This is a genomic window from Sulfitobacter sp. AS59, from assembly GCF_038899995.1.
Taxonomy (GTDB): Bacteria; Pseudomonadota; Alphaproteobacteria; order Rhodobacterales; family Rhodobacteraceae; genus Sulfitobacter.
The window spans coordinates 77,152-98,440 of sequence record NZ_JBBMQK010000005.1; the positions used below are offsets into that span (position 1 = coordinate 77,152).

Annotated in this window: 13 protein-coding genes and 1 tRNA gene; 12 read left to right on the forward strand and 2 right to left on the reverse strand. The window is 54.2% G+C overall.

Annotation, left to right across the window (positions count from 1 at the left end):
- Positions 1–46 precede the first annotated feature (46 nt).
- The 10 genes from WNY39_RS12835 (at position 47) to WNY39_RS12880 (ending at position 10,812) form a co-directional block, all read left to right on the forward strand.
- Positions 47–229, forward strand: coding sequence for an AlpA family phage regulatory protein (locus WNY39_RS12835; RefSeq protein ID WP_342845988.1), 183 nt, complete (start codon positions 47–49; stop codon positions 227–229).
- Positions 230–544: a hypothetical protein gene (locus tag WNY39_RS12840; protein WP_342845990.1), complete on the forward strand. Its 315-nt coding sequence runs from the start codon at positions 230–232 to the stop codon at positions 542–544.
- Positions 537–926 (forward strand): hypothetical protein, encoded by a 390-nt coding sequence (locus tag WNY39_RS12845; protein WP_342845992.1) that lies wholly within the window; start codon positions 537–539, stop codon positions 924–926. Before WNY39_RS12840 ends, WNY39_RS12845 begins: the two co-directional genes overlap by 8 nt.
- On the forward strand, positions 919–1,806 hold the full coding sequence (locus WNY39_RS12850; RefSeq protein ID WP_342845994.1) for a toprim domain-containing protein: 888 nt from the start codon (positions 919–921) through the stop codon (positions 1,804–1,806). Before WNY39_RS12845 ends, WNY39_RS12850 begins: the two co-directional genes overlap by 8 nt.
- Positions 1,803–3,305 carry a DUF3987 domain-containing protein gene (locus WNY39_RS12855; protein WP_342845996.1) on the forward strand — a complete coding sequence of 501 codons (1,503 nt, stop codon included), beginning with the start codon at positions 1,803–1,805 and terminating at the stop codon, positions 3,303–3,305. Before WNY39_RS12850 ends, WNY39_RS12855 begins: the two co-directional genes overlap by 4 nt.
- 323 nt (positions 3,306–3,628) lie before the next feature.
- A complete protein-coding gene (locus tag WNY39_RS12860) occupies positions 3,629–3,823 on the forward strand; it encodes a helix-turn-helix domain-containing protein (RefSeq protein WP_342845998.1) in 195 nt (64 codons plus the stop codon).
- Positions 3,824–3,846: 23 nt separating this feature from the next.
- Positions 3,847–5,364: a type I restriction-modification system subunit M gene (locus WNY39_RS12865; protein WP_342846000.1), complete on the forward strand. Its 1,518-nt coding sequence runs from the start codon at positions 3,847–3,849 to the stop codon at positions 5,362–5,364.
- A complete protein-coding gene (locus tag WNY39_RS12870; protein ID WP_342846001.1) occupies positions 5,361–6,512 on the forward strand; it encodes a restriction endonuclease subunit S in 1,152 nt (383 codons plus the stop codon). Before WNY39_RS12865 ends, WNY39_RS12870 begins: the two co-directional genes overlap by 4 nt.
- Positions 6,513–7,718, forward strand: a complete 1,206-nt coding sequence (locus tag WNY39_RS12875) for an AAA family ATPase (RefSeq protein WP_342846003.1) — start codon at positions 6,513–6,515, stop codon at positions 7,716–7,718.
- Positions 7,711–10,812 (forward strand): type I restriction endonuclease subunit R, encoded by a 3,102-nt coding sequence (locus WNY39_RS12880; protein ID WP_342846005.1) that lies wholly within the window; start codon positions 7,711–7,713, stop codon positions 10,810–10,812. The genes WNY39_RS12875 and WNY39_RS12880 overlap by 8 nt, the downstream gene beginning before the upstream one ends.
- 383 nt (positions 10,813–11,195) lie before the next feature.
- On the opposite strand, the gene WNY39_RS12885 is transcribed toward WNY39_RS12880, so the two are convergent.
- Entirely contained in the window at positions 11,196–16,694 is a 5,499-nt protein-coding gene (locus WNY39_RS12885) for a DUF3883 domain-containing protein (RefSeq protein WP_342846007.1), read from the reverse strand.
- Positions 16,695–18,196: 1,502 nt separating this feature from the next.
- A tRNA-Phe gene (locus WNY39_RS12890) sits at positions 18,197–18,271 on the reverse strand.
- Between the two features lie 451 nt (positions 18,272–18,722).
- On the opposite strand from WNY39_RS12890, the gene WNY39_RS12895 reads away from it, so the two are divergent.
- Together WNY39_RS12895 and urtA are read left to right on the forward strand one after the other, a co-directional pair.
- Entirely contained in the window at positions 18,723–19,529 is an 807-nt protein-coding gene (locus WNY39_RS12895) for a crotonase/enoyl-CoA hydratase family protein (protein WP_342846223.1), read from the forward strand.
- Positions 19,530–20,001: 472 nt separating this feature from the next.
- On the forward strand, positions 20,002–21,288 hold the full coding sequence (gene urtA / locus WNY39_RS12900; RefSeq protein WP_342846009.1) for an urea ABC transporter substrate-binding protein: 1,287 nt from the start codon (positions 20,002–20,004) through the stop codon (positions 21,286–21,288).
- The last annotated feature ends 1 nt before the right edge of the window (position 21,289 follow it).

Consider the following 21,289-nt stretch of genomic DNA (forward strand, 5'->3'; position numbering starts at 1 on the left):
AAACATCAGATTTGAGCTATCCAACACATATAAGGATAGCTGGAATATGAAATACATCACCTTTACCGAACTCCGCGCCAAACTGGGTGGGCGTTCGCGCTCAGCCATCTATCTTGATTTCGAAGCGGGCCGCCTCCCGCGGGGTGTGAAATTGGGTGGCAAGCTTTACTGGCTTGAAGCAGACATCGATACTCGCTTGCGCGAATTGCGCGATCCAGCGTCTAACTAAATGTTTCAACAGAAAAACCCCGGTGCGCTGGCGGGCGCGACCGGGGATGAAAAGCTTAGCCATGCGAATGCGGCGAGCTTTTCTATACTACAAAAAGCGGATCTGAAAAGCAATCCAACCCAGTACGTATCCAACACATTTTTCGGATCAGTTCCACAGTGTGCAATGGTGTTTGCGGTGAACCAAAGCCGTAGCGTTTTCTCCGGCTTCCAGGCATGGGGAAAAAATAGTGCACGATGGGGCTGGAGCGCGAAATGCTGCTCAATGCATGCAAAAAAACTATCCATAATCGCGGGAGGTGCAGGCAATGGCTAACCTTTCCCCCGAACTCAACGTACGGCTGCAGCGTCTTATTCCCAAGCTATCGTCTGAGGCTACCGGCGAAGTGATTGCGACCGTGGATGCGATTAAACGCACACTCGACAAAGCTGGACTGGACCTTCACGATTTAGCAGCACGCCTGTCCGAAGTGCCACGCCCTGTTCACCCGAACAACCAAAGCCTCCATGAACACCCTGATCTCTTGATGATGGCAAGTTGGCTACTGGCCAACTCCTTCTCACGGCTAACGTACCGAGAAATCAGTTTTGTGCAGAATGTGAAACAAACTTTGACGAAAGGACGTCCGCTGTCCCCGCGGCAAACAAGTTGGTTGCGGGACTTATTCATTGCACAAAAGGCAAACTACAATGACTAATGCACAGGAAATAACGTGGGCGTTGGGAGGGAAGTGGCATCAAACCTACGGAACTGCGCCTTGCCCTTGCTGCCAGCCTGAAATGCTCAAACGGCAAAATGCATTGACGCTGTCCACCGGTCGCGCTGGGCAGCTTCTTGCGCATTGCAAGCGCGCAGGCTGCGCCTTCACTGACATTCTTTCGGCGGCTGGTTTTCACGTAGGTTACAATTCAAAATCCTGCGCAGTTGAAATAGCCAAACGCGATGAAGACCTCCGCATGCAGACCCAGCGCAAGGCTGAACTGGCAAAGCGGCTGTGGAAGCAAGCCAAGCCGATATCAGGAACGTTGGCAGAAACATACCTACGTGAAGCTCGGGGCATTACTTGCCATTTACCAGAGGCGCTGCGCTTTCACCCAAATGTGTGGCACGGGCCCACTGCCCAGTGCTGGCCCGCAATGGTCGCTGCGGTGCAAGGTGTACCGTTTCCTGCAGTGCATCGGACCTTCTTGCTTCGTGATGGCTCAGGAAAAGCCGGGTTGGAAGGTGGTGACAAGCTAATGCTGGGTGGAACGCAAGGCGGAGCCGTACGGCTGGGTAAAGGCTCTACCCGCCTTGTTGTTGTAGAGGGTATAGAGACAGGCCTATCGCTCTCCTGTGGGCTTCTGAATGGGCCCGCAACCGTCTGGTCAGCGCTTTCCACGAGCGGGATCCGTGGACTAGGTCTTCCCCAAAAACCCGCCCAACTTACTATCGCTCAGGATGGAGATGTACCCGGCCGCAAGGCGGCAAATGGATTGGCAGAACGGGCGCACGCATTGGGTTGGAAAGTTTCAATTTTGGACCCAGGGACTGGCCGCGACTTCAACGATGTTTTGCTAGAAGGGACCGAGTTTTGAAGATTCACTCCATGAAAGAAAGCCCATTTGCTCCCTCATGGCCGGAGCCGAACCAACGTTTATTGCAAACTGAACTTTTACCAGCTCCAAAACTACCCCTCCGTGATGTATTGGGGCCACGACTAGCAAAATGGGTGCAAGACGCAGCTGAATCCAAGGGTGCCCCCGCCGACTATGTCTTCGCCGCTATGGTTGCAACTGCGGCCGCAACAATCGGCAACACACGCTGGGCGCAAATCTGGCCAGGATGGACTGAACCACCTATCATCTGGGCCATGTGTATCGGCTTGCCCAGCGCGGGAAAAAGTCCGGCAATTGATGCGGCGATTCAACCGCTTCGTAAGGCCGAGCGCACTTTACGCAATAACGCTAAGAAAGAGTTGGCCGAATGGTCAGAAAAATCCGAAGTCGCACGTCTGATAGAACAGACGTGGAAGGAAGCCGCAAGGGCAGCGATAAAAGCAGGGGATACGCCGCCAGAGAAGCCCAAAGGCTGCAACATCGGCGCTGCCCCTCATGCTCCGCGACTGATTGTAAATGATGGAACAATAGAACGGTTGGGAACCATATTAGAGCGCCAACCGCGGGGTACGCTGCAAATGCGCGATGAACTGGCGGGCTGGCTCGAGGGAATGCAGCGCTATGCGGGGGGTGGAACAGACCGACCGTTTTGGCTTGAGGCGTTCGGTGGCCGTGGTTTCACTGTTGAGCGGATCGGTCGCGAACCACTTACGATCGAACGGCTTTCAATTAGCGTGTTGGGCGGCATTCAACCCGCTCGACTAAAGTCACTCTTGTTCAAAACCGATGATGATGGGCTGCTGGGGCGCTTCCTGCCCATCTGGCCCGATCCCGCCCCTGTGCGACGTCCCGAAGTTTGGGTGGATGAAACGATGATGGAAGGCGTCCTAGAGAAACTTTTGACGCTCGACTTTGTAGTCGATGAACAAGCAGAAGCTCAGCCGATGCTCATTCCGTTTTCTCAAGAAGCCTGTGGTCATATGGATAAGCTTCGCCTGACGGTGCAGAAATTGGAATGCAAGGCAGATGGATTAATGTTGTCATTTATAGGCAAACTCCCGGGGCTGACCGCACGCATAGCGCTATTGCTTGCCCTTCTAGATTGGGCATCCGACGGGGGGGAACAACCGCGCTCAATCTTGGGACAACATTTTGGACGTGCTGCACATCTGATCGAGACCTATTTATTGCCTATGGCACAGCGGGCCTATGCAGACGCTACAATAACAAAGGTTGAGAGCGCCGCGCGACAGCTAGTAGGGCTCATACGCGAGCAGGGATGGGAGCGATTTACTTCTCGTGAAGTCATGAAAATTGGCCGCAAGAAACTAGGCACTAAGTCTGAGCTAGACCCGGCCTTGACGATGCTGGAGGAAGGCGACTGTATCCGTCCGGTTGACCCAATAGTGAAGGCGCAGGGAGGAAGGCCCTCACGTCTATTCTTAGTGAATCCGACGCTGCATTCGCAGTCAGCCTGATCCTAGGTGTTCGGTCCCAAGGTTTGATGGTGCGATCTGTTCTTTGGAATGGGAGAAAGCATTACATACGCCTCCGCATCACGTTTTCTCGCGCAGAGGTGGAAACCGGATATGCATCGCTTTCGGAAAGGCGTCAGGGCCATGTATTAAATGCGGGTATTGCTCCATGTCTTTGACAATGCCCGGGCAGGAGAACTACTCCAGCCCATCGTCGTTAGTTTACTCTTGGAAAAGTCTCCAGGCGGATCAGCGAGACACGATCCTTGCAGGCTCATCTCGCTTCTACTAGGTTCAATCGAGATGCCCTAGAAAGGACATTCGAAATGCCCAACAATGATATTTTGACGGTAAAAGAGCTCGCTGAATACCTAAAAATTGCGGAAAAGACAGCATATCGGTTTGCATCGGAGGGCAAGGTTCCCGGGTTCAAGGTGGGAAGCGCATGGCGGTTTCGTAAAAGCGAGATCGACCGCTGGATTGCCGAGCAGGAACAAAAACAAGAAGGGGAGCAAAAATGACGGGACAACAACAGGCAGAGGCATTGCGCCGCGAAATCTGGCAAATTGCAAACCGCGTGCGGGGTGCGGTTGACGGCTGGGACTTCAAGCAGTTCGTCCTAGGCGCGTTGTTCTATCGCTTTATCAGTGAGAACTTCACAAACTACATCGAAGGTGGTGACGACAGTGTCGATTATGCTGGCATGTCAGACGTTGACATCCCCGATGACGTCAAAGTCGATGCGATCAAGACCAAGGGATACTTCATCTATCCCAGTCAGCTCTTTCAAAATGTGGCCAAGACCGCGAGCAAAAACGACAGCCTGAACACCGACTTGGCAGAAGTCTTCTCGGCGATCGAGGCTTCAGCGAGTGGCTACCCGTCCGAAGACGACATCATTGGCCTCTTCGCCGACTTCGATACCACCAGCAACCGCCTTGGCAACACGGTTAAGCAAAAGAACGAGCGTCTGACGGAAGTCCTCAAAGGCGTCGCAGGCCTGCCGTTGAAATTCGACGAGAACGAGGGCGACCTCTTCGGTGATGCCTATGAGTTCCTGATTTCAAACTACGCCGCCAACGCGGGCAAGTCAGGCGGCGAGTTTTTCACACCGACCCACGTGTCCAAACTCATCGCCAAACTGGCGATGCACAACCAAACAAGCGTCAACAAGATCTATGATCCGGCGGCGGGGTCTGGGTCGCTGCTTTTGCAGGCCAAGGATGAGTTCGACAAACACATCATCGAAGACGGCTTCTTCGGGCAGGAGATCAACTACACCACCTACAACCTCGCCCGCATGAACATGTTTCTGCACAACATCAACTACGACAAGTTCAACATTCAGCACGGCAACACGTTGATGGAGCCGCACTTTGGCGATGACAAGCCTTTTGATGCCATCGTGTCGAACCCGCCTTATTCGGTAAACTGGAAGGGTTCGGACGATCCAACCCTGATCAATGATGAGCGTTTCGCCCCCGCAGGTGTGCTTGCCCCGAAGTCGAAGGCTGACTTTGCCTTTGTCCTTCATGCGCTGCACTACCTGTCGGCCAAGGGGCGGGCCGCGATCGTGTGCTTCCCGGGTATCTTTTACCGTGGCGGGGCAGAGCAGAAGATCCGCAAGTATCTGGTCGACAACAACTTCGTTGAAACGGTGATTGCCCTCGCACCGAACCTGTTCTTCGGCACGACCATTGCGGTGAACATCCTGGTGCTGGCCAAGAACAAGACGGACACGGCTGTTCAGTTTATCGATGCGACGGGGGAGGAGTTCTTCCGTAAAGGCACGAACAACAACTTCATGGAAGACCGGCACATTGCCGAGATCATGAAGATGTTCGACACCAAAGAGAACGTGCCTCATGTGGCCGAAACCGTCCCCTATGACACGATTGTCGAGAAAGACTACAACCTGTCGGTCAGTGCCTATGTTGAACCCAAGGACACCCGCGAAGTTGTCAATATCAAGGAGTTGAACGCGAAGCTGGTGACCACTGTCGCCAAGATCGATCAGCTGCGCGCAGACATCGACGCCATCGTCGCGGAGATCGAGGCATGAGCGATCGGGGCTTTCTGGAAAAGCTGCTGGATGGAGTTTCGGTAGAATGGAAGTTGCTGGGTGACGAAGATTTATTTGAGGTCGCGAACAGAGGTCGTAGTCCGGTCAAGGCGTCACTTAGGGTGGCTGGCCAAACCCCTTACTACGGGGCAAACAATATCCAGGACTATGTGGACGGGCACACGCACGAAGGTGAATATGTGCTGATTGCGGAAGATGGTTCGGCAAGCCTTGAAAACTATTCGATCCAGTACGCAACAGGAAAGTTCTGGGCCAACAACCACGTTCATGTGTTGCGGGGCCAGCAGAACGTCAACACAAGGTATCTTTTCCACTACCTTTGCATCGTCAACTTTGTGCCGTTCTTAACTGGCGGCGGAAGGGCAAAATTGACCAAGGGGCAGTTGGTTCAAATTCCAGCACCGATCCCATGCCCAGAAGACCCAGAAAAATCGCTGGCGATTCAAGCGGAGATTGTTCGGATTTTGGACAGTTTCACCGAGCTGACAGCCGAGCTGACAGCCGAGCTGACAGCCGAACTTAAGGTCCGCAAGCAACAATACAACCACTATCGCGATCAGCTTTTGAGTTTTGAAGATAGTGATGTGGAATGGAAGACATTGGTCGAAGTTGCTGACTTTCGCAGAGGCACTGCGATTACGAAGAAGCAAACGATCGAAGGCGATATTCCTGTCGTAGCAAACGGACCTGTCCCAACCTACACTCACGGAGAGCATAACCGAGAAGGCGAAACTGTGGTAATCGCGAGATCGGGCGCATACGCTGGCTACGTCAGCTACTGGAACGAACCAATATTCCTGACTGATGCCTTCAGCGTTCATCCTCATGACGGAGTTCTGAAGCCAAGGTTCGTCTACTACCTGCTTCAAAACAAGCAGGACCAAATCCATGCAATGAAGAAGGGTGCTGGCGTTCCGCACGTTAGGGTTAAAGAAGTCGAGCTCTATGATGTGCCCGTGCCGAGTATGAAAGAGCAGGACCGTATTGTGGCCATCCTCGACAAGTTCGACACGCTGACCACATCCCTCAGCGAGGGCCTGCCGCGTGAAATCAAGTTGCGTCAGCAGCAATACGAATACTACCGCGACCTGCTCTTGAGCTTCCCCAAACCCGAGGAGGCCGCGTAAATGAGCCAGACCCTCGAAGAGATCGCACAACAGCTGCATGCAGCCGATAAGAAGGTGCAGTTGATCTACGCCTTCAATGGCACCGGGAAAACCAGGTTATCCCGTGCCTTGAAGGACCTGATTGCTCCCAAGGCTGAAGACGGTCAGGAAGGCGAGCTCTCGCGCGAAAAAATTCTGTACTACAACGCCTTCACCGAGGACCTGTTTTATTGGAACAATGACCTGCAGGGTGACGGCGATGCCAAATTGGTGATCCAGCCGAATACGTTCACTGAATGGATCTTGGCCGAGCAAGGGCAAGAGCCAAATATCACCAGGAACTTTCAGCGATACGCCAATGACAAGCTGACGCCAACGTTCAATCAGGAATATACCGTTCAAACCAAGGACGAGCTTGGTCAAGACAAAGAGATCGTGATTAAGGCCTTCTCTGAAGTCACATTCTCGGTTGAAGCTGGTGGTGATGAAGAAACCGGCAACTTCAAGATCTCCAAGGGTGAAGAGAGCAATTTCATCTGGAGCATCTTCTTCACGCTGCTTGAAGAAGTGGTATCAGTTCTGAGCATTGCGGAGGTCGACGATCGACCAACGGATCAATTCAACGGACTGCAATATGTGTTTGTGGATGATCCGGTTAGCTCGCTCGATGAGAACCATTTGATCGAATTGGCTGTAAACTTGGCGATCCTGATCAAGGCCGCGATCAAAGTCGCGCACCAACTGAAATTCGTCATCACTACTCACAGTCCGCTCTTCTACAATGTGCTGCATAATGAGCTCGATCTAAAGAAGAAGCCCGCGAACGAAGGTTGTTACCTTCTCGAACGGCTCGAAGACGGCACGTTCAACCTGAATCGTAAATACGGGGACTCAAATCAGAGCTTTTCTTACCATTTGCACTTGCGGCGAATTTTGGAGGGGGCAATCGCAGAGGATAAGGTCGAACGCTATCATTTCACTTTGTTGCGCAACCTCTATGAGAAAACGGCTGGATTTTTGGGCTACGCGAGGTGGAGCGATCTACTGGATACCGCTCCAGGCAACAAAGACGCATATGTGCGCGCCATAAACACGTTTAGCCATTCAGCGCTTTCAAATGAGCAGGTGCGCGACCCAACGCCGCCAGAGAAGAACACGGTGAAGCTCTTGTTGGACAATTTGGTAAACAACTACGGCTTCTTGCAGCAGGACGAACAAAATGGTTGAGCAAACGAAAACCATCGCGGAAACGAAGAATTACATCGTCCTCGACAAGTACACCAAAGAGTGGGACGCCATCGATCGGTACCAGAGCGAAGATGATCTGGAACGTGAGTTGGTTCAGGACCTGGTCAATCAGGGCTATGAATTTATGCCTGCACTCACGACCCAAGAGGCCATGCTCGCCAACGTTCGGGTGCAATTAGAAGAACTGAACAACGTCAAGTTTTCGAATGAAGAATGGAAGCGTTTTGCCGAGACCTTCCTAGACAAACCCAGTGACAACCTCGTCGACAAAACTCGCAAGATCCACGACGACTACATCCATGATTTCGTCTTTGACGACGGGCGCATCCAGAACATCTACCTCGTCGACAAAAAGAATAAGGCGCGTAACAAACTGCAGGTGATCAAGCAGTTCGAGAAAGTTGGTGCCTATTCCAATCGCTATGACGTGACGATCTTGGTCAATGGTTTGCCCTTGGTGCAAATCGAGCTGAAAAGGCGCGGCGTGGCTATCCAGGAGGCGTTCAATCAAATCCACCGGTATAGCAAAGAGAGCTTCAACAGTGAGAATTCCCTGTTCAAGTTCCTGCAGCTCTTCGTGATTTCGAACGGCACCGACACCCGGTATTTTGCCAATACAACCAGGCGCAATAAGAACAGCTTCGATTTCACCATGAACTGGGCGAAGTCCGACAACAGCTTGATCAAAGATCTGAAGGACTTCACCGCGACCTTCCTTCAGAAGCGCACGCTGTTGAACGTCCTTTTGCAGTATTCGGTTTTCGATGTCAGTGACACGTTGCTGGTCATGCGCCCCTACCAGATTGCTGCGACAGAACGCATTCTGTGGAAGATCAAAAGTTCATTTGAGGCTAAAAACTGGAGAAAGCCAGAGAGTGGTGGCTTCATCTGGCACACGACTGGGTCTGGCAAAACGCTGACAAGCTTCAAGGCTGCGCGGTTAGCGACTGAGCTTGATTTTATCGACAAAGTCTTCTTCGTCGTGGATCGTAAGGATCTCGACTACCAGACCATGAAAGAATACCAGAGGTTTTCTCCTGACAGTGTCAACGGTTCGGACAGTACGGCAGGGTTGAAACGCAACTTGGGTAAAGACGACGACAAAATTATCGTCACCACGATCCAGAAGCTGAACAACCTGATGAAATCAGAAGGTGATCTGCCGGTGTATGATCAGCAGGTGGTTTTTATTTTCGACGAATGTCATCGCAGCCAGTTTGGCGAGGCGCAGAAGAATCTGAAGAAGAAATTCAAACGATTTTACCAGTTTGGCTTCACAGGAACGCCAATCTTTCCTGAGAATGGACTAGGGGCTGAAACGACTGCCAGCGTGTTTGGAGATCAGTTGCATTCCTATGTGATCACTGACGCCATACGCGACGAAAAAGTGCTAAAGTTCAAGATCGACTACAACGATGTGCGTCCCCGGTTCAAAGCCATCGAAACAGAGCAAGATGAAAAAAAGCTCAGCGCTGCTGAAAACAAGCAAGCGCTTCTGCATCCAGAACGTATTCGGGAGGTTTCGCAGTATATACTGAACAACTTCCGTCAAAAAACTCACCGAATGCAAGCAGGCAGCAGTGGGTTCAATGCAATGTTCGCTGTCAATAGTGTAGACGCCGCAAAGCTCTACTACGAAACCTTAAACGCTCTGCAAGCAGACAGTGAAAAGCCGCTGAAGATCGCGACGATCTTCTCGTTTGCAGCTAACGAAGAGCAAGATGCGATCGGGGACATCCAGGACGAGAGCTTCGATGTGTCAGCGATGAATAGCAGCGCCAAAGAGTTTCTGAGCGCCGCTGTCGAAGACTATAATGCTTTTTTCAAGACGAATTACAGTGTCGATAGCAGTGGTTTTCAGAACTACTACCGCGACCTTGCCAGCCGGGTTCGCTCGAAGGATATCGACCTGCTAATTGTCGTCGGCATGTTCCTTACCGGCTTTGATGCTCCGACGCTCAATACCTTGTTTGTTGACAAAAACCTCCGCTACCATGGCTTGATGCAGGCGTTCTCCAGGACCAACCGGATCTACGATGCAACGAAGACATTCGGCAATATCGTAGCGTTCAGGGACCTTGAGCAAGCGACAGTTGATGCGATCACGTTGTTCGGTGACAAGAACACAAAGAACGTCGTGCTGGAAAAGAGCTACGACGAGTACATGAATGGTTTCGTTGATCAGGAAACCGGTGCGGCGCGACGCGGGTTCATTGATGTTGTGAAGGAGTTAACCGAACGCTTTCCCAATCCGGACGAGATCGTCAAAGAAGAAGACAAGAAGGAGTTTGCAAAGCTCTTTGGTGAGTATCTGAGAGTCGAAAATGTGCTTCGAAACTACGATGAATTCTCAGCATTGAAGGCCTATCAGGGCCTAGACCTAAAAGACGCTGATGCCGTCGAAGAGTTCAAGCAAAAGCACTACTTGAACGATGATGACCTTCGTGACTTGGAGGCAATAGACCTACCCTCAGAGAGAGTGGTTCAAAATTATCGATCGTCGTACAATGATATTCGCGATTGGTTACGTCGAGAAAAGTCGTCGGCTGAGCAAGAACAGAACACTATCGAGTGGGATGACGTCGTTTTCGAGGTCGACCTTCTCAAATCGCAAGAGATCAACCTCGATTACATCCTCGAGCTGATCTTCGACAAGAACAAGAAGGTGAAGAGCAAGGGAGATCTTATTGAAGATGCTCGCCGTGTCATTCGCAGCAGTCTCGGGAATCGCGCGAAAGAGAGCCTAATGGTCGATTTTATCAATCAAACCGACCTCGATCAGATTGATGACAAGGCAAGTGTGATCGACGCGTTTTATTCCTTTGCCCAAGCGGAGCAGCGCCGAGAACTTGAAGAGCTTATCAATGCGGAAAACTTGAACTCAGAGGCGGCAAAACGCTATATTTTAGCGTCTATCAGACGTGAATTCGCGAGTGAGAATGGCTCTGACCTGAATGCCATTTTACCAAAAATGAGCCCACTGAACCCGCAGTTTCGTGCCAAGAAGACTACTGTCCTTCATAAGGTTTCATCGTTCGTTGAGAAGTTCAAAGGCGTGGGGGGGCAAGTCTAATCGTACTAGCGGACCTACTATTCAGCTAACATCCACTCGGGGCAGAGCCCTTTGGGTTGCACAGTTGCCCCCACTCGTGGACAATTGGTGCACTGCTCTCCAACCTTGGACTGGCCCTGTCGCGCTTTCATGCCGTCCCAAGTGCTACTTTAAGCCAACTTCCGTTCGAACGCGACAGGTCCAATACCTGTTGATCGTATTATGAGGCACACCTGTACGGCGTGTAATCTCGCGAATGGGTATTTTTTCTCGCAGCGCCCATTTCCGAATTATCCTCGAAAACCCCATGTCTAACACTCCTGTGGCCCCAGCTGAGTCAAGTAGGAGCAAGGTTGCACATGGGGCAATTCTCGATGACAATTTCTGCAGATGCCGGGTCAGTCTCAGTGACCACCAACAGGCTTGAACCCGAAGCGTACCCCTTCGCCGAGCAGGCGAAGGGTGCCATCTGCTTCATCGCTCATAGGGTTCGGCAAAATGTCGACCCGTGTTGCGCTCGAAGTTGCCGGGTTGGCTACGTAGATCACGACATAACGCTGACCGGAGCGAGGCTTGGCTGCCTCCCGCGCGGCGCGAACCTCGGACTCCCCCATCTCGAACTGGCACCTATCGCCTTGGCTGGATTTGACCTCGATTAGCCAGGCCCGCCGATCATAATGCAACTCGAAATCGTAACCTAGGTCATCGGACCAAGCCTTGCCGTTCTGCAGTGCGCCGAAGCGCGATACCCATGCCTTGTCGATGTCTTGGTTGCGGAAGCGGTCCTTTAGCCAGTGATAGACTACGAGTTCCCCCAATCGACCGATCATATCCTTCTTGGCTTGTGGGGTGCGATCTGGCCCAGGCGGGACATCGCGCGGACTACGGTTAGTCAGTGCCTTGTTGGGTCGCTTTTCGAGCTGATTCAGCTCGGTCAGCGTGGTGAGCCGCGCCGACTTGACCTGCTTAGAAAGGCGAGCGGCGATTTCGGCTGAGATTTCGGTCCAGTCAGCATGCTCGGGATCGACATCGCGGTCGTTCACGCGAACAGAACGCGCCTTTGCCGCGCGTTCCTCCGCCTCGCGTTGGGCTTCTTTCGCGGCCGCGTTGATCGCGTCTGTGCCGATGTCCAACGTGTCGTGATCGAGCGTAGGGTCCATGCCGTCGGGCCAGAGGCCGAGTTCGACGCACCAAGCAATCAGAACGGCTTCATCCATGGGCTTGAAATCGACAGCTCCCGTCGCGTCGAGCTTGGAACGAATATGCTGCTCGGCCGCTTTGGCCTCGCGCCAATGGTCGCGGATGCTCGAGGTCGGCCCCTTCCACCACGCCCGAACGATGGGAGTCGCCGCCGTGGCGAAGTGACCGATTGCTGAAAGGTTGGCAGATCGAACATCGGCAAGATTAAGAAGCCCGTGTGGGTTCTCGCCGATCGCAGGTGCCCCCGCGCCGTCCAGCCATTGTGCGACGTGCTCCTTCAGCTCGTCTTCCGGCACGAAATGGTAAAGCGTAAGCCAGGCCTGCTCCGCCTTCATCGATCTCAGGCCGTCGCGACGCTGCGCGTAGTCAGTAGTGGGAATGAAAGCTTCGAGGGTAGGCGCGGCCGCATTGCGAAGCGCCTCCAAGATGGATGCCTCATGCTCGACGATGTAGTTTAGAAGCTGAGAGGCGTGGACCGCGGGATATGTGAGAGCGTCGCTTCCTGTCGCCGCCAGGCTTTCGTTGAATCGCGCGAAATCGAGTTCGAGAAGGTCACGAAACTGCTCGGCGGATTGAGCCTGTCGACATCCCTTGAGCAATGCGCCGGCATCAGTCGAGGCGGCGGCGATCAGGGGCATTAGCTCAGCAAGCAAACGCGCGGGGTCTGCGCCGTACTCGGCCTCAAGCCGATCGCAGTCGTATATAGCTTCTGGCCCCAATCCATAGTGGATTGCGGCGCGGATCCAAGGCATTCGATGGTCGATGCGCTCGCCGAGGAGATGTTGGACCGTCGCCACGGAGCCTTCTTCGAGCTGAAAGGTGCGACAGAGGCGAGCAATCACGTCCTCATCGAGGACAAGCTCGTCGATCTCTTCAAAGGTAGCGGACAGCTCATAAGCCAGAAGACGCATACCATTGGCGACCGGAGAGAGATCTATCGCATCGCAGATCGCCGGGAGGCAAAATTGCAGGCCATCCCAAGTGAGTGGACCACCGACCCGGGTAACTACAAGAGTCGTTCGGTCCGAACGTCGAAACACATAGGCTGGCCGCTCACCGGGGTCAGTGATCCGCTGTCCATCGATTTCAAAAGCAACGTCTTCCGCAGGCACAAGGACAATATTGCTGAGGCGCTCGAGAACGAGGCCGCGATCTGAAGGAAGCTGGCCGGCGTCAGTGCCCCGCAGCCCCTCCATCGCCACCGCTAGCATCACGCGAAGCCACGGGCATTGCTCCAGCACTGTTTCGCAGGTCTCGATGTCGTCGATCGCTACGTCGTCGATCTTTACATCGTAGCGCATCGTCGACAAGCGGCTCACTTTCTCGCCGAACAGGGCTTCCGCTACCGCACCCACCCTGGCGCGATCAGCGCCCTTGATGTCGAATAGGAGGCCTTCGACCGACGCGACGAGGCTAGGCGCAAGGTCGTCGTCGCTATCACGAACGTAGAGCGGTGCAGCCTCCTTGTTAGGGATCGTGACCGTAAGATCGGCGCGCCGCCGAACTAGAATCGGCATATCGTTCTCCGCCTTGCCGGTCACTTGCGGATCCGTAGCGTGCCTATCCGCTATGACCTTCCAGGTCGCGTTGTAGAGGTTGACGAGCTGCTGCTCATAGTGCGGACGAACCGTTCCGGCGGCATATTGAGACGCAAGGAAACGGGCTTGTTCGATGGTTGTCGCGGGATCATTAAGGACACGAATGTGCCCGTAAACGCGTAACATATTGAGAGCGTCCGGCTGTCGGTGGTCGATGAGTTTGCCGATCGTGATCGCCACTTGCCGAAGGTAGAAGGGAAACCGTTCGTTACTGGAAACCCAAACATCCGATGGGCGGTAGAAGCGGCGAACAGGCCCCTCAGACGATGGCTCGTCCGCGGGCAGCCATGCGCTGCTGCGGATGAAGGCCCCCGCCGGGGTAGACCATGGATACTGGTCGTTAGAATAGTGCTCGTGACGGAGATCACTTTGGAGTAATTCCTTTCCGTTGCTTGCCAGCCATTCGATCACCAGACCGGCGTAAATCTCACGGCAATCGTCTGAGAGGCGCTCGTGATCGCTCTGACCTGGCAAGTGCCAAAGGGGGCTCGCAAACTTGTAGTTCGTGGAATAAACGTGGCTCAGGCTTTCCTTGCTGAAGGTGCTGACGTCCCGCTTCCAGTCAGCGATGGCCGCGTCGCTTAGGCATAGCTTCTTGGCGAACCCGAAGCTTGTTATCTCGAAGGACCGGGTCGGGGGCACCGAGGGCATGGGAAGCGCACGTAGACCGCTTCCGACGCCCAATCCGCGCAAAAACTCCGACCAAAGCGCCACCTGGCCCTTGAAGGCACGATGGCTCGTCGGCGCGAGGAGACGCTTTCGATACAGAGCAAAGTCGGCGACGTCGGGTGGCGCGGAGCTGAGGAGCGCATTCAGCCGCCTGCCTAGGAACTCTTCTGGCCAGGTTTCCGAGAAGACAGCCTCTGTCGCATGGATCATCCCATCCTCTGTGGGCACACGCAGCCGATAGGAGGAACCAACCTTGATTGGCCTGGTCGCCCGGGCGCGCCGCCAGATCGCAAATGCCCAGCGTAGACCTGCCAGGGCCTCCTTGACCGAGGCAGCCGCGTTAACCACATGAGAGATGCGGCTGAGGACTGCTTCACCCTCATACGCCGAGACTTGACCGCGCTGGAGGAATTCGCGCGCGGCCCGCAGTTCGCCGTGCCAAGGGAGCTTGTTCGATGCAAAAGCGAAGTGTTCCGCCAATGGCGCTGGCACGTGGAGCTGATCGAGCGGGATCTCCGCATCCTCGCCAGACGACCGGGGTGCGGGCGGAAAGAAGAGAGAGGGTTCGATTTGCTCGCCCTTGCGGTGCCGGCGGCGGTCGCGCGGAAGCTGACCGTCGGTCTGGAGGTCGTGGCGACCGGCACGGACCGTTCCATCATCGCATAGGATGACAGGCAAGCCGGCGAGCATCTCCGGCCCCTCCCACATAAAGGAGGGAAGATCCCGGTAGAAGGCGGTCCAGAGGCTCGTCGCGGGCCGCTTACCCGCGCGCAGGGTACCGGCGACCTCTGCGGCAATCAGCGCGCGCTCGAGTGGCGTGAGAAGGTCGTGGAACAAGTCTGGCGCGTATTGCCGAAGGAAAGGTGTTAACCGACCGATCCGCTCAGCCGTGAGCTCGGGCAGGAGCGGCGCAATTGGCGAGGACATATTCGCGCCGTGTCTCGCGACGGCCAAAAGATCGAAGGTCGGCGATGCTTCGAAGGAAGCGCGCACCTCCCGAGGGGAGCGCCAACCGATCGCGATGAAACCGCCCACCGTAACCGCGCATGGGATAACCCGGGCGGATCCGAACTCTTGCTTACCGAGGCGTGAGATTTCAGCGGCCGAGAGCGCGGGCAAATTCAGTTGCTCACTTGCGCTCTTCGCTGCGGTCAGGCTGGGTGGGCTGCGCCAGACCAAGAGATCAACAGATGCCCTCGCCCGAGCGACCGTTGTGAGGGCGGAATGGGCGCGGCTAACATCGCTTCCGGCCAGCCAGAGCACGCTCGCGGCGGCGAGTGTAACGGCCTGGGTGAGAAGCAGGCGATTCAGCGCGACGCCAGCATCAAGTGCCTTGCGGTTCGAGGACGGGAAGAAGCTGCCGTGAAGATGTCCTTGGAAGGGTGCGGCGGCCCCCTCTCCCATTGGCAGGAACGTGTAGAGACGAGGCGATGATATCTCGTGATCGAGGGGCACTGCCAGGCACACCTCGCCAACGCCCGACCAATCCTTCCAGCTGCTATGGAGCTGCTTGGCCCTGACGCCATCGTCGACGGCCCGCCGCATGAGCTCCTCGGGTGCATTGTCGCGGGCAAGTAGCCAATTCGCACCGCTCAACCTGACGATTGAAGCGGCAACCGGCGCGGATGCGATCGGCTCTTCATGCCGATCGAGTGTGAACGCCAAGGAGGTCTTGCTAGCGCGGTCTCGCACCTTGGCGTCAAGCTTGGCGAGACGATCGAGAAAGAGGAGCAACGGCGCGGACTCGTCGTTCAATGCTGTTATTTCAGCCCGCGCAGTCTGCAGCGAGTCATAATCCCGAAGTGGAAGCCGAATAACGGAAGAGAAGCCGCGTGCAGCAAAGTCAGCGACGATCGCTGGCTGCGCATGAAGAGCGATCGGCAGGAAAAATATCGGAAGGTCGGACTGTGCGAAAGCAAGGACAGTTGGATGGTCGATCCGGGACCTGAGATCCTCAGATCGTGCGAAGGTAAAGCAATATCCCTCAAACGAGGTAGCGGTGGTCAGTCCCGGCACCTGCGAATATATCTCGGGCGCATCGCAGACATGGCTCACGCTCCGAAAGCCGAGTCCCTTGTTGCCGATCGATTCCCCAGGCGGTTTGGTGGACATCCCGATGCGCGAAAGTGCGACCACATTGTCGTGACTGAAAGGCTTTCCGAAATTTGCAACGTAGAAAGTACCGAAATCTCCCTCGTCCTCGATCAGAAGGACCTCAATCCGTCCATTCTTCTGGCCGCGCTCATGGACGTCGTTGGCATTCTGAATGAGTTCGACAAGAAATCGACCGTGATAGTCGGCAGCTGTATGCTCAGCGACACTTTTGTTCTGGGCATACACATCATCGAGATACACACCCGCATCAATGTCGATCGTTCCTGCAAACGCCCGCAGCTTCCCATCCGCGATGCGATCGATCTGATCGGAGGGCTTCAAAGCCCCGCCTTGCTCCGCCAGCCCGACGGAAGGTTCAGAAACTACAGTGCTGCCCAAGCTGCCCTCAAATCATACTTTCCCGTCCAACTGGTAACGAAACCACGTTCCTAGGTATAGCATTGAATGGGCCTGTGCTCTCGTATCAAGTATAATGTCGTTCCAAACAGCTGGTTCGGTTGTGTTTCTCCGGCCAAGCTTAATGTATTTAGTCGCTTCTTGCCCAGTTCAGCTTCTGCCGCTTGCAGCATTTGCGAGATGAAGTGAACTTGATCGGGCATTCTTCGATCAAGTTATGAATGCTTTAGGCAGGGTACATGGTAAGTGCCCCGTCATCGCCATCAAGAGTTCTCTTCAACTGCCGTCGATAGCGGGCTTTCGGCAGCTACGAAGCACCAAGGTCAACGCGTTACCGACGGTTCTGTGTCAAGAGCATCAGGCGACGCGAGCACTCGCGCCGTAAGTGTCGCATCCAATTACTAAGCCTTACTGCAAGTGGCCCAGGTAATCCCCCCATTTCGACGGGGTTCAGCTGTAGAATTCACGCAGCTGTTTTCAGCTTCATTACGGGGGGCACACTGCCGATGCCCATGTTGGGTCGCTCGTTATTGTAGGTCCGGAGGCGAGAATAAAACCTGTCGCTCGCAGTTAGTACTTCTCATGCATTTTTCTCGAAATGTCAGGTTTTCTCCGCCTTTTAGGAAACTTTGAGGCTCCCTATTTGCTTTTAGTTGGCTGTGAAAATAGCATTTAAGTTGCTAGTATAGAACGAAAATGTTGAATACAAAGCGCTCTAGATGGTCTTATCAAGCCAGCAGATGCCAAAAAACCGGTACCATTGAGATTTCCGTATAATGATGGGCGTTCTACCTAGCTGCTCCGCTTGAAAAGTAACGGTGCCATACAGATCACTGGGTGCTTATTCCACGCATTTGATCGTTTCTGACATGGGGTTTTGTCAGTTTTGTCCTAGCGCAATATGTGTTTTATCACCTGTCTATCGTATCGCTCAGCGCCTATCCCGATGATTTGCGCCTCGGTGAGGCGGCTCTTTCGCATTCGTGTGCTCCTTCAGAGTTGGCGCAGGCTCTACATCACGGTGAGGGATTTCGCGGAGGGTACGTCATAGCTTGAGAAGCAGGCTAGGCTATGTTGCTTAGTGGGCCTTCTAGAGGTCGTGGTGATCAGCAATTAGCAGGATACAAATGACGGCTAATCTCGACGTCAACCTACTTTCGGAGCAATAAGATATTGAAGCTTTTCAACGTGTACATACACTAGTAGATTAGACCGTTTTCCGCCAGGCTAGGGGAGTACTGCTTCAGCGGTTCGACTTTGCCTGCTCAAACAATCGAAGTCACTCAATTATAGCATGCTCTGCACTGAGCTACGCAATTGCAGTATCAGCTGATATTCAACATCGATCTTTGGGGGGATATTAGGGTGGATAAAATTGGATATGTCGGCTAAAAGTCCATAAAAATCAACGTATTAAATAATATAAGTGGTGCCCAGGGGCGGAATCGAACCACCGACACGAGGATTTTCAATCCACTGCTCTACCCCTGAGCTACCCGGGCACGCCAATGAAACCAAAGGCTTCTAAGTTAAACTTAATGAAGTGACATTAGGCTATCTAGATAGCGTTGTGCCGCTGCATGTTGTGGTCGGGGTGTGACCATCAAACGTCATTTAACTCAGTCGCAGCTAATCTTACATACGACGGATAGTGTCAAGAGCACCCAGAGCAGTTTTTCCATGAAGCGGGAAACATTTAGGCACCCTGTGCTATCCACCCAGAGCGCGCGGGTCGAAAGGGGCGGTGCAGGGCGCTTCGATATCAACACAGGATTGGACTGGGGCATAAGCCGCAACAGTATTCTGACAGGTAAAACGGAGCTGGCGCGACCTGCCGTGCGGCGCTCGCATAAGACGGCCAGATATGCACTGGGCTTTGTCGATTTTGCTGAATACTGTGGCGAAAAATACGGTGGTGTTTCGACCGCCGCGACAATTGCTAAGGAATACAACATGTCTCTCTCTATTGATATCACCCGCTTTACCAATCTGGATGTTGAAGACCACGGGGATGGGGTTTGGGGCGTCACATTGAACCGGGCGGAGAAGCGCAATGCGCTGGATATCGCGACGATCGAGGAACTGGTTGATTTCTTTTCTGTTGCGCCGCGCGCGGGTGTACGGGCCGTGGTTCTGGCGGGGGCGGGGGATCACTTTTGTGCCGGCCTTGATCTGATCGAACACCATGACGAAGACCGCAGCCCAGCCGATTTCATGCATGTTTGTCTGCGCTGGCACGAGGCGTTCAATAAGATGGAATATGGTGGCGTGCCGATCATCGCCGCATTGCAAGGTGCCGTTGTGGGCGGCGGGCTGGAACTGGCCAGTTCGGCGCATGTGCGGGTGATGAATGAAACCACCTATTTTGCATTGCCAGAGGGGCAGCGCGGGCTGTTCACCGGTGGCGGGGCGACGATCCGGGTGACCGATCTGGTTGGCAAGTCGCGGATGATCGACATGATGCTAACGGGCCGTGTCTATCAGGGGGCCGAGGCGATGGATGTCGGGCTTGCGCAATATATCGTCGAAGGGTCCAGCTATGACGCAGCGGTTGAGCTGGCACGCAAAGCGGCACAGAACTTGCCGCTTTCCAACTTTGCGATCTGTTCGGCTGTTAGTCACATGCAGAATATGTCGGCGATGGATGCCGCCTATGCCGAGGCTGTGGTTGCAGGCGTCGTAAACACCCAGCCTGACGCCCGTGCGCGGCTTGCGGCCTTCGCCGACAAAACGGCGGCGCGTGTCAGACGCAATGACTAGGGGCATCGGCTAGGCGGCTTGCCCGGTTACTACACCGATTATTAGAATGCCGCGCGCTTAATGCCTAAGCGCGCGGCATTTTGCGATTCTGTTCCCATATAACCTGCGTAAAAATGCATCGCGCCCAGATGTGAATGCCTTTTGCCGGGGCAGGCAGCCTAGATACGGCAAAACGCTTCACCGAGCGGCGAAAAATGAGGCGATCACATTTGTGTATGCTAAAATAATAGGCGGCCTGGTCGGGCTGGGGCGAACAGCACCGCATTCTGACTGGCAACTTAGCAGATTACAGACCCATCTTATCGTCATGCCGAAACGGCTGCATCGACGCACAGAGGGCTATCCTGGCAGATACTTCCCCCCGTGCGACGACCACAACAATATTGCTGCGGCCCCTAGATATATTGTTCAGGGCTCTTGCGAAAGTGTGTTTTCCGCACCCAAGCGCGTAGCAAATAACAGGGGATATGATATGAAATACTCAACGAAACTAGCTGCTTGCGCAATGACGGCCCTGCTGGGCACCACGTCAATGGGCCTTGCCTGTACTGCACCGATCAAGATCGGCGTTCTGCATTCGCTGTCCGGTACAATGGCAATTTCCGAGACGACATTGAAAGACACCATGCTGATGCTGGTGGATGCGCAAAACAAAAAAGGCGGTGTTCTGGGCTGTGATCTTGAAGCGGTCGTTGTCGATCCGGCATCCGATTGGCCGTTGTTTGCTGAAAAAGGCCGCGAGCTTTTGACCGTGAACGAAGTCGACGTGATCTTTGGGTCATGGACGTCCGTGTCGCGTAAATCTGTGCTGCCCGTACTGGAAGAACTGAACGGCCTGATGTTCTACCCCGTGCAATACGAGGGCGAAGAATCCTCCAAAAACGTCTTCTACACCGGTGCTGCGCCTAACCAGCAGGCGATCCCGGCGGTTGACTATTACCTCGAAGAGCTTGGCGTCGAGAAATTCGCGCTGTTGGGCACTGACTATGTGTACCCGCGCACGACCAACAACATCCTGAAATCCTACCTCATGTCCAAAGGCATCGCCGAGGAAGATATCTTTGTGAACTACACGCCTTTTGGTCACTCTGACTGGGCGACGATTGTGGGCGATGTCGTCGCACTTGGCGAAGATGGCAAACAGGTTGGTGTCGTCTCGACCATCAACGGCGACGCAAACATCGGTTTCTACAAAGAACTGGCCGCTGCGGATGTATCTGCGGATGACATTCCTGTCGTCGCATTCTCGGTCGGCGAGGAAGAGCTGTCCGGTCTGGATACCACGAACCTTGTCGGTCATCTGGCCGCGTGGAACTATTTCATGTCCGCCGACACACCTGCCAACGCCGAGTTCATCAAAACATGGCAAGAGTTTATTGGCAGCACAGACCGTGTGACCAATGACCCGATGGAGGCGCATTACATCGGCTTTAACATGTGGGTGAATGCGGTCGAACAGGCCGGCACCACGGATGTCGATGCGGTACGTACCGCGATGTACGGCCAGACCTTCCCGAACCTGACCGGTGGCATGGCTGAAATGTTGCCAAACCACCACCTGACCAAACCGGTCCTGATCGGTGAAATCACAGCGGATGGCCAGTTTGACATCATCAGCCAAACCGAACCGGTTCCCGGCGACGCATGGACAGACTTCCTGCCCGAAAGCGCTGTTCTGACCTCTGATTGGAAAGAGTTGGGCTGCGGGATGTACAACACTGAAACGAAGACCTGCGTTCAGCTGACATCCAACTACTAAA

What these genes read in the sequence shown, in the direction of transcription:
- urtA (WP_342846009.1), top strand. Translation starts at nt 20,002, where the DNA reads ATGAAATACTCAACGAAACTAGCTGCTTGCGCAATGACGGCCCTGCTG.
- WNY39_RS12835 (WP_342845988.1), top strand. Translation starts at nt 47, where the DNA reads ATGAAATACATCACCTTTACCGAACTCCGCGCCAAACTGGGTGGGCGT.
- WNY39_RS12895 (WP_342846223.1), top strand. Translation starts at nt 18,723, where the DNA reads ATGTCTCTCTCTATTGATATCACCCGCTTTACCAATCTGGATGTTGAA.
- WNY39_RS12880 (WP_342846005.1), top strand. Translation starts at nt 7,711, where the DNA reads ATGGTTGAGCAAACGAAAACCATCGCGGAAACGAAGAATTACATCGTC.
- WNY39_RS12845 (WP_342845992.1), top strand. Translation starts at nt 537, where the DNA reads ATGGCTAACCTTTCCCCCGAACTCAACGTACGGCTGCAGCGTCTTATT.
- WNY39_RS12870 (WP_342846001.1), top strand. Translation starts at nt 5,361, where the DNA reads ATGAGCGATCGGGGCTTTCTGGAAAAGCTGCTGGATGGAGTTTCGGTA.
- WNY39_RS12860 (WP_342845998.1), top strand. Translation starts at nt 3,629, where the DNA reads ATGCCCAACAATGATATTTTGACGGTAAAAGAGCTCGCTGAATACCTA.
- WNY39_RS12875 (WP_342846003.1), top strand. Translation starts at nt 6,513, where the DNA reads ATGAGCCAGACCCTCGAAGAGATCGCACAACAGCTGCATGCAGCCGAT.
- WNY39_RS12850 (WP_342845994.1), top strand. Translation starts at nt 919, where the DNA reads ATGACTAATGCACAGGAAATAACGTGGGCGTTGGGAGGGAAGTGGCAT.
- WNY39_RS12840 (WP_342845990.1), top strand. Translation starts at nt 230, where the DNA reads ATGTTTCAACAGAAAAACCCCGGTGCGCTGGCGGGCGCGACCGGGGAT.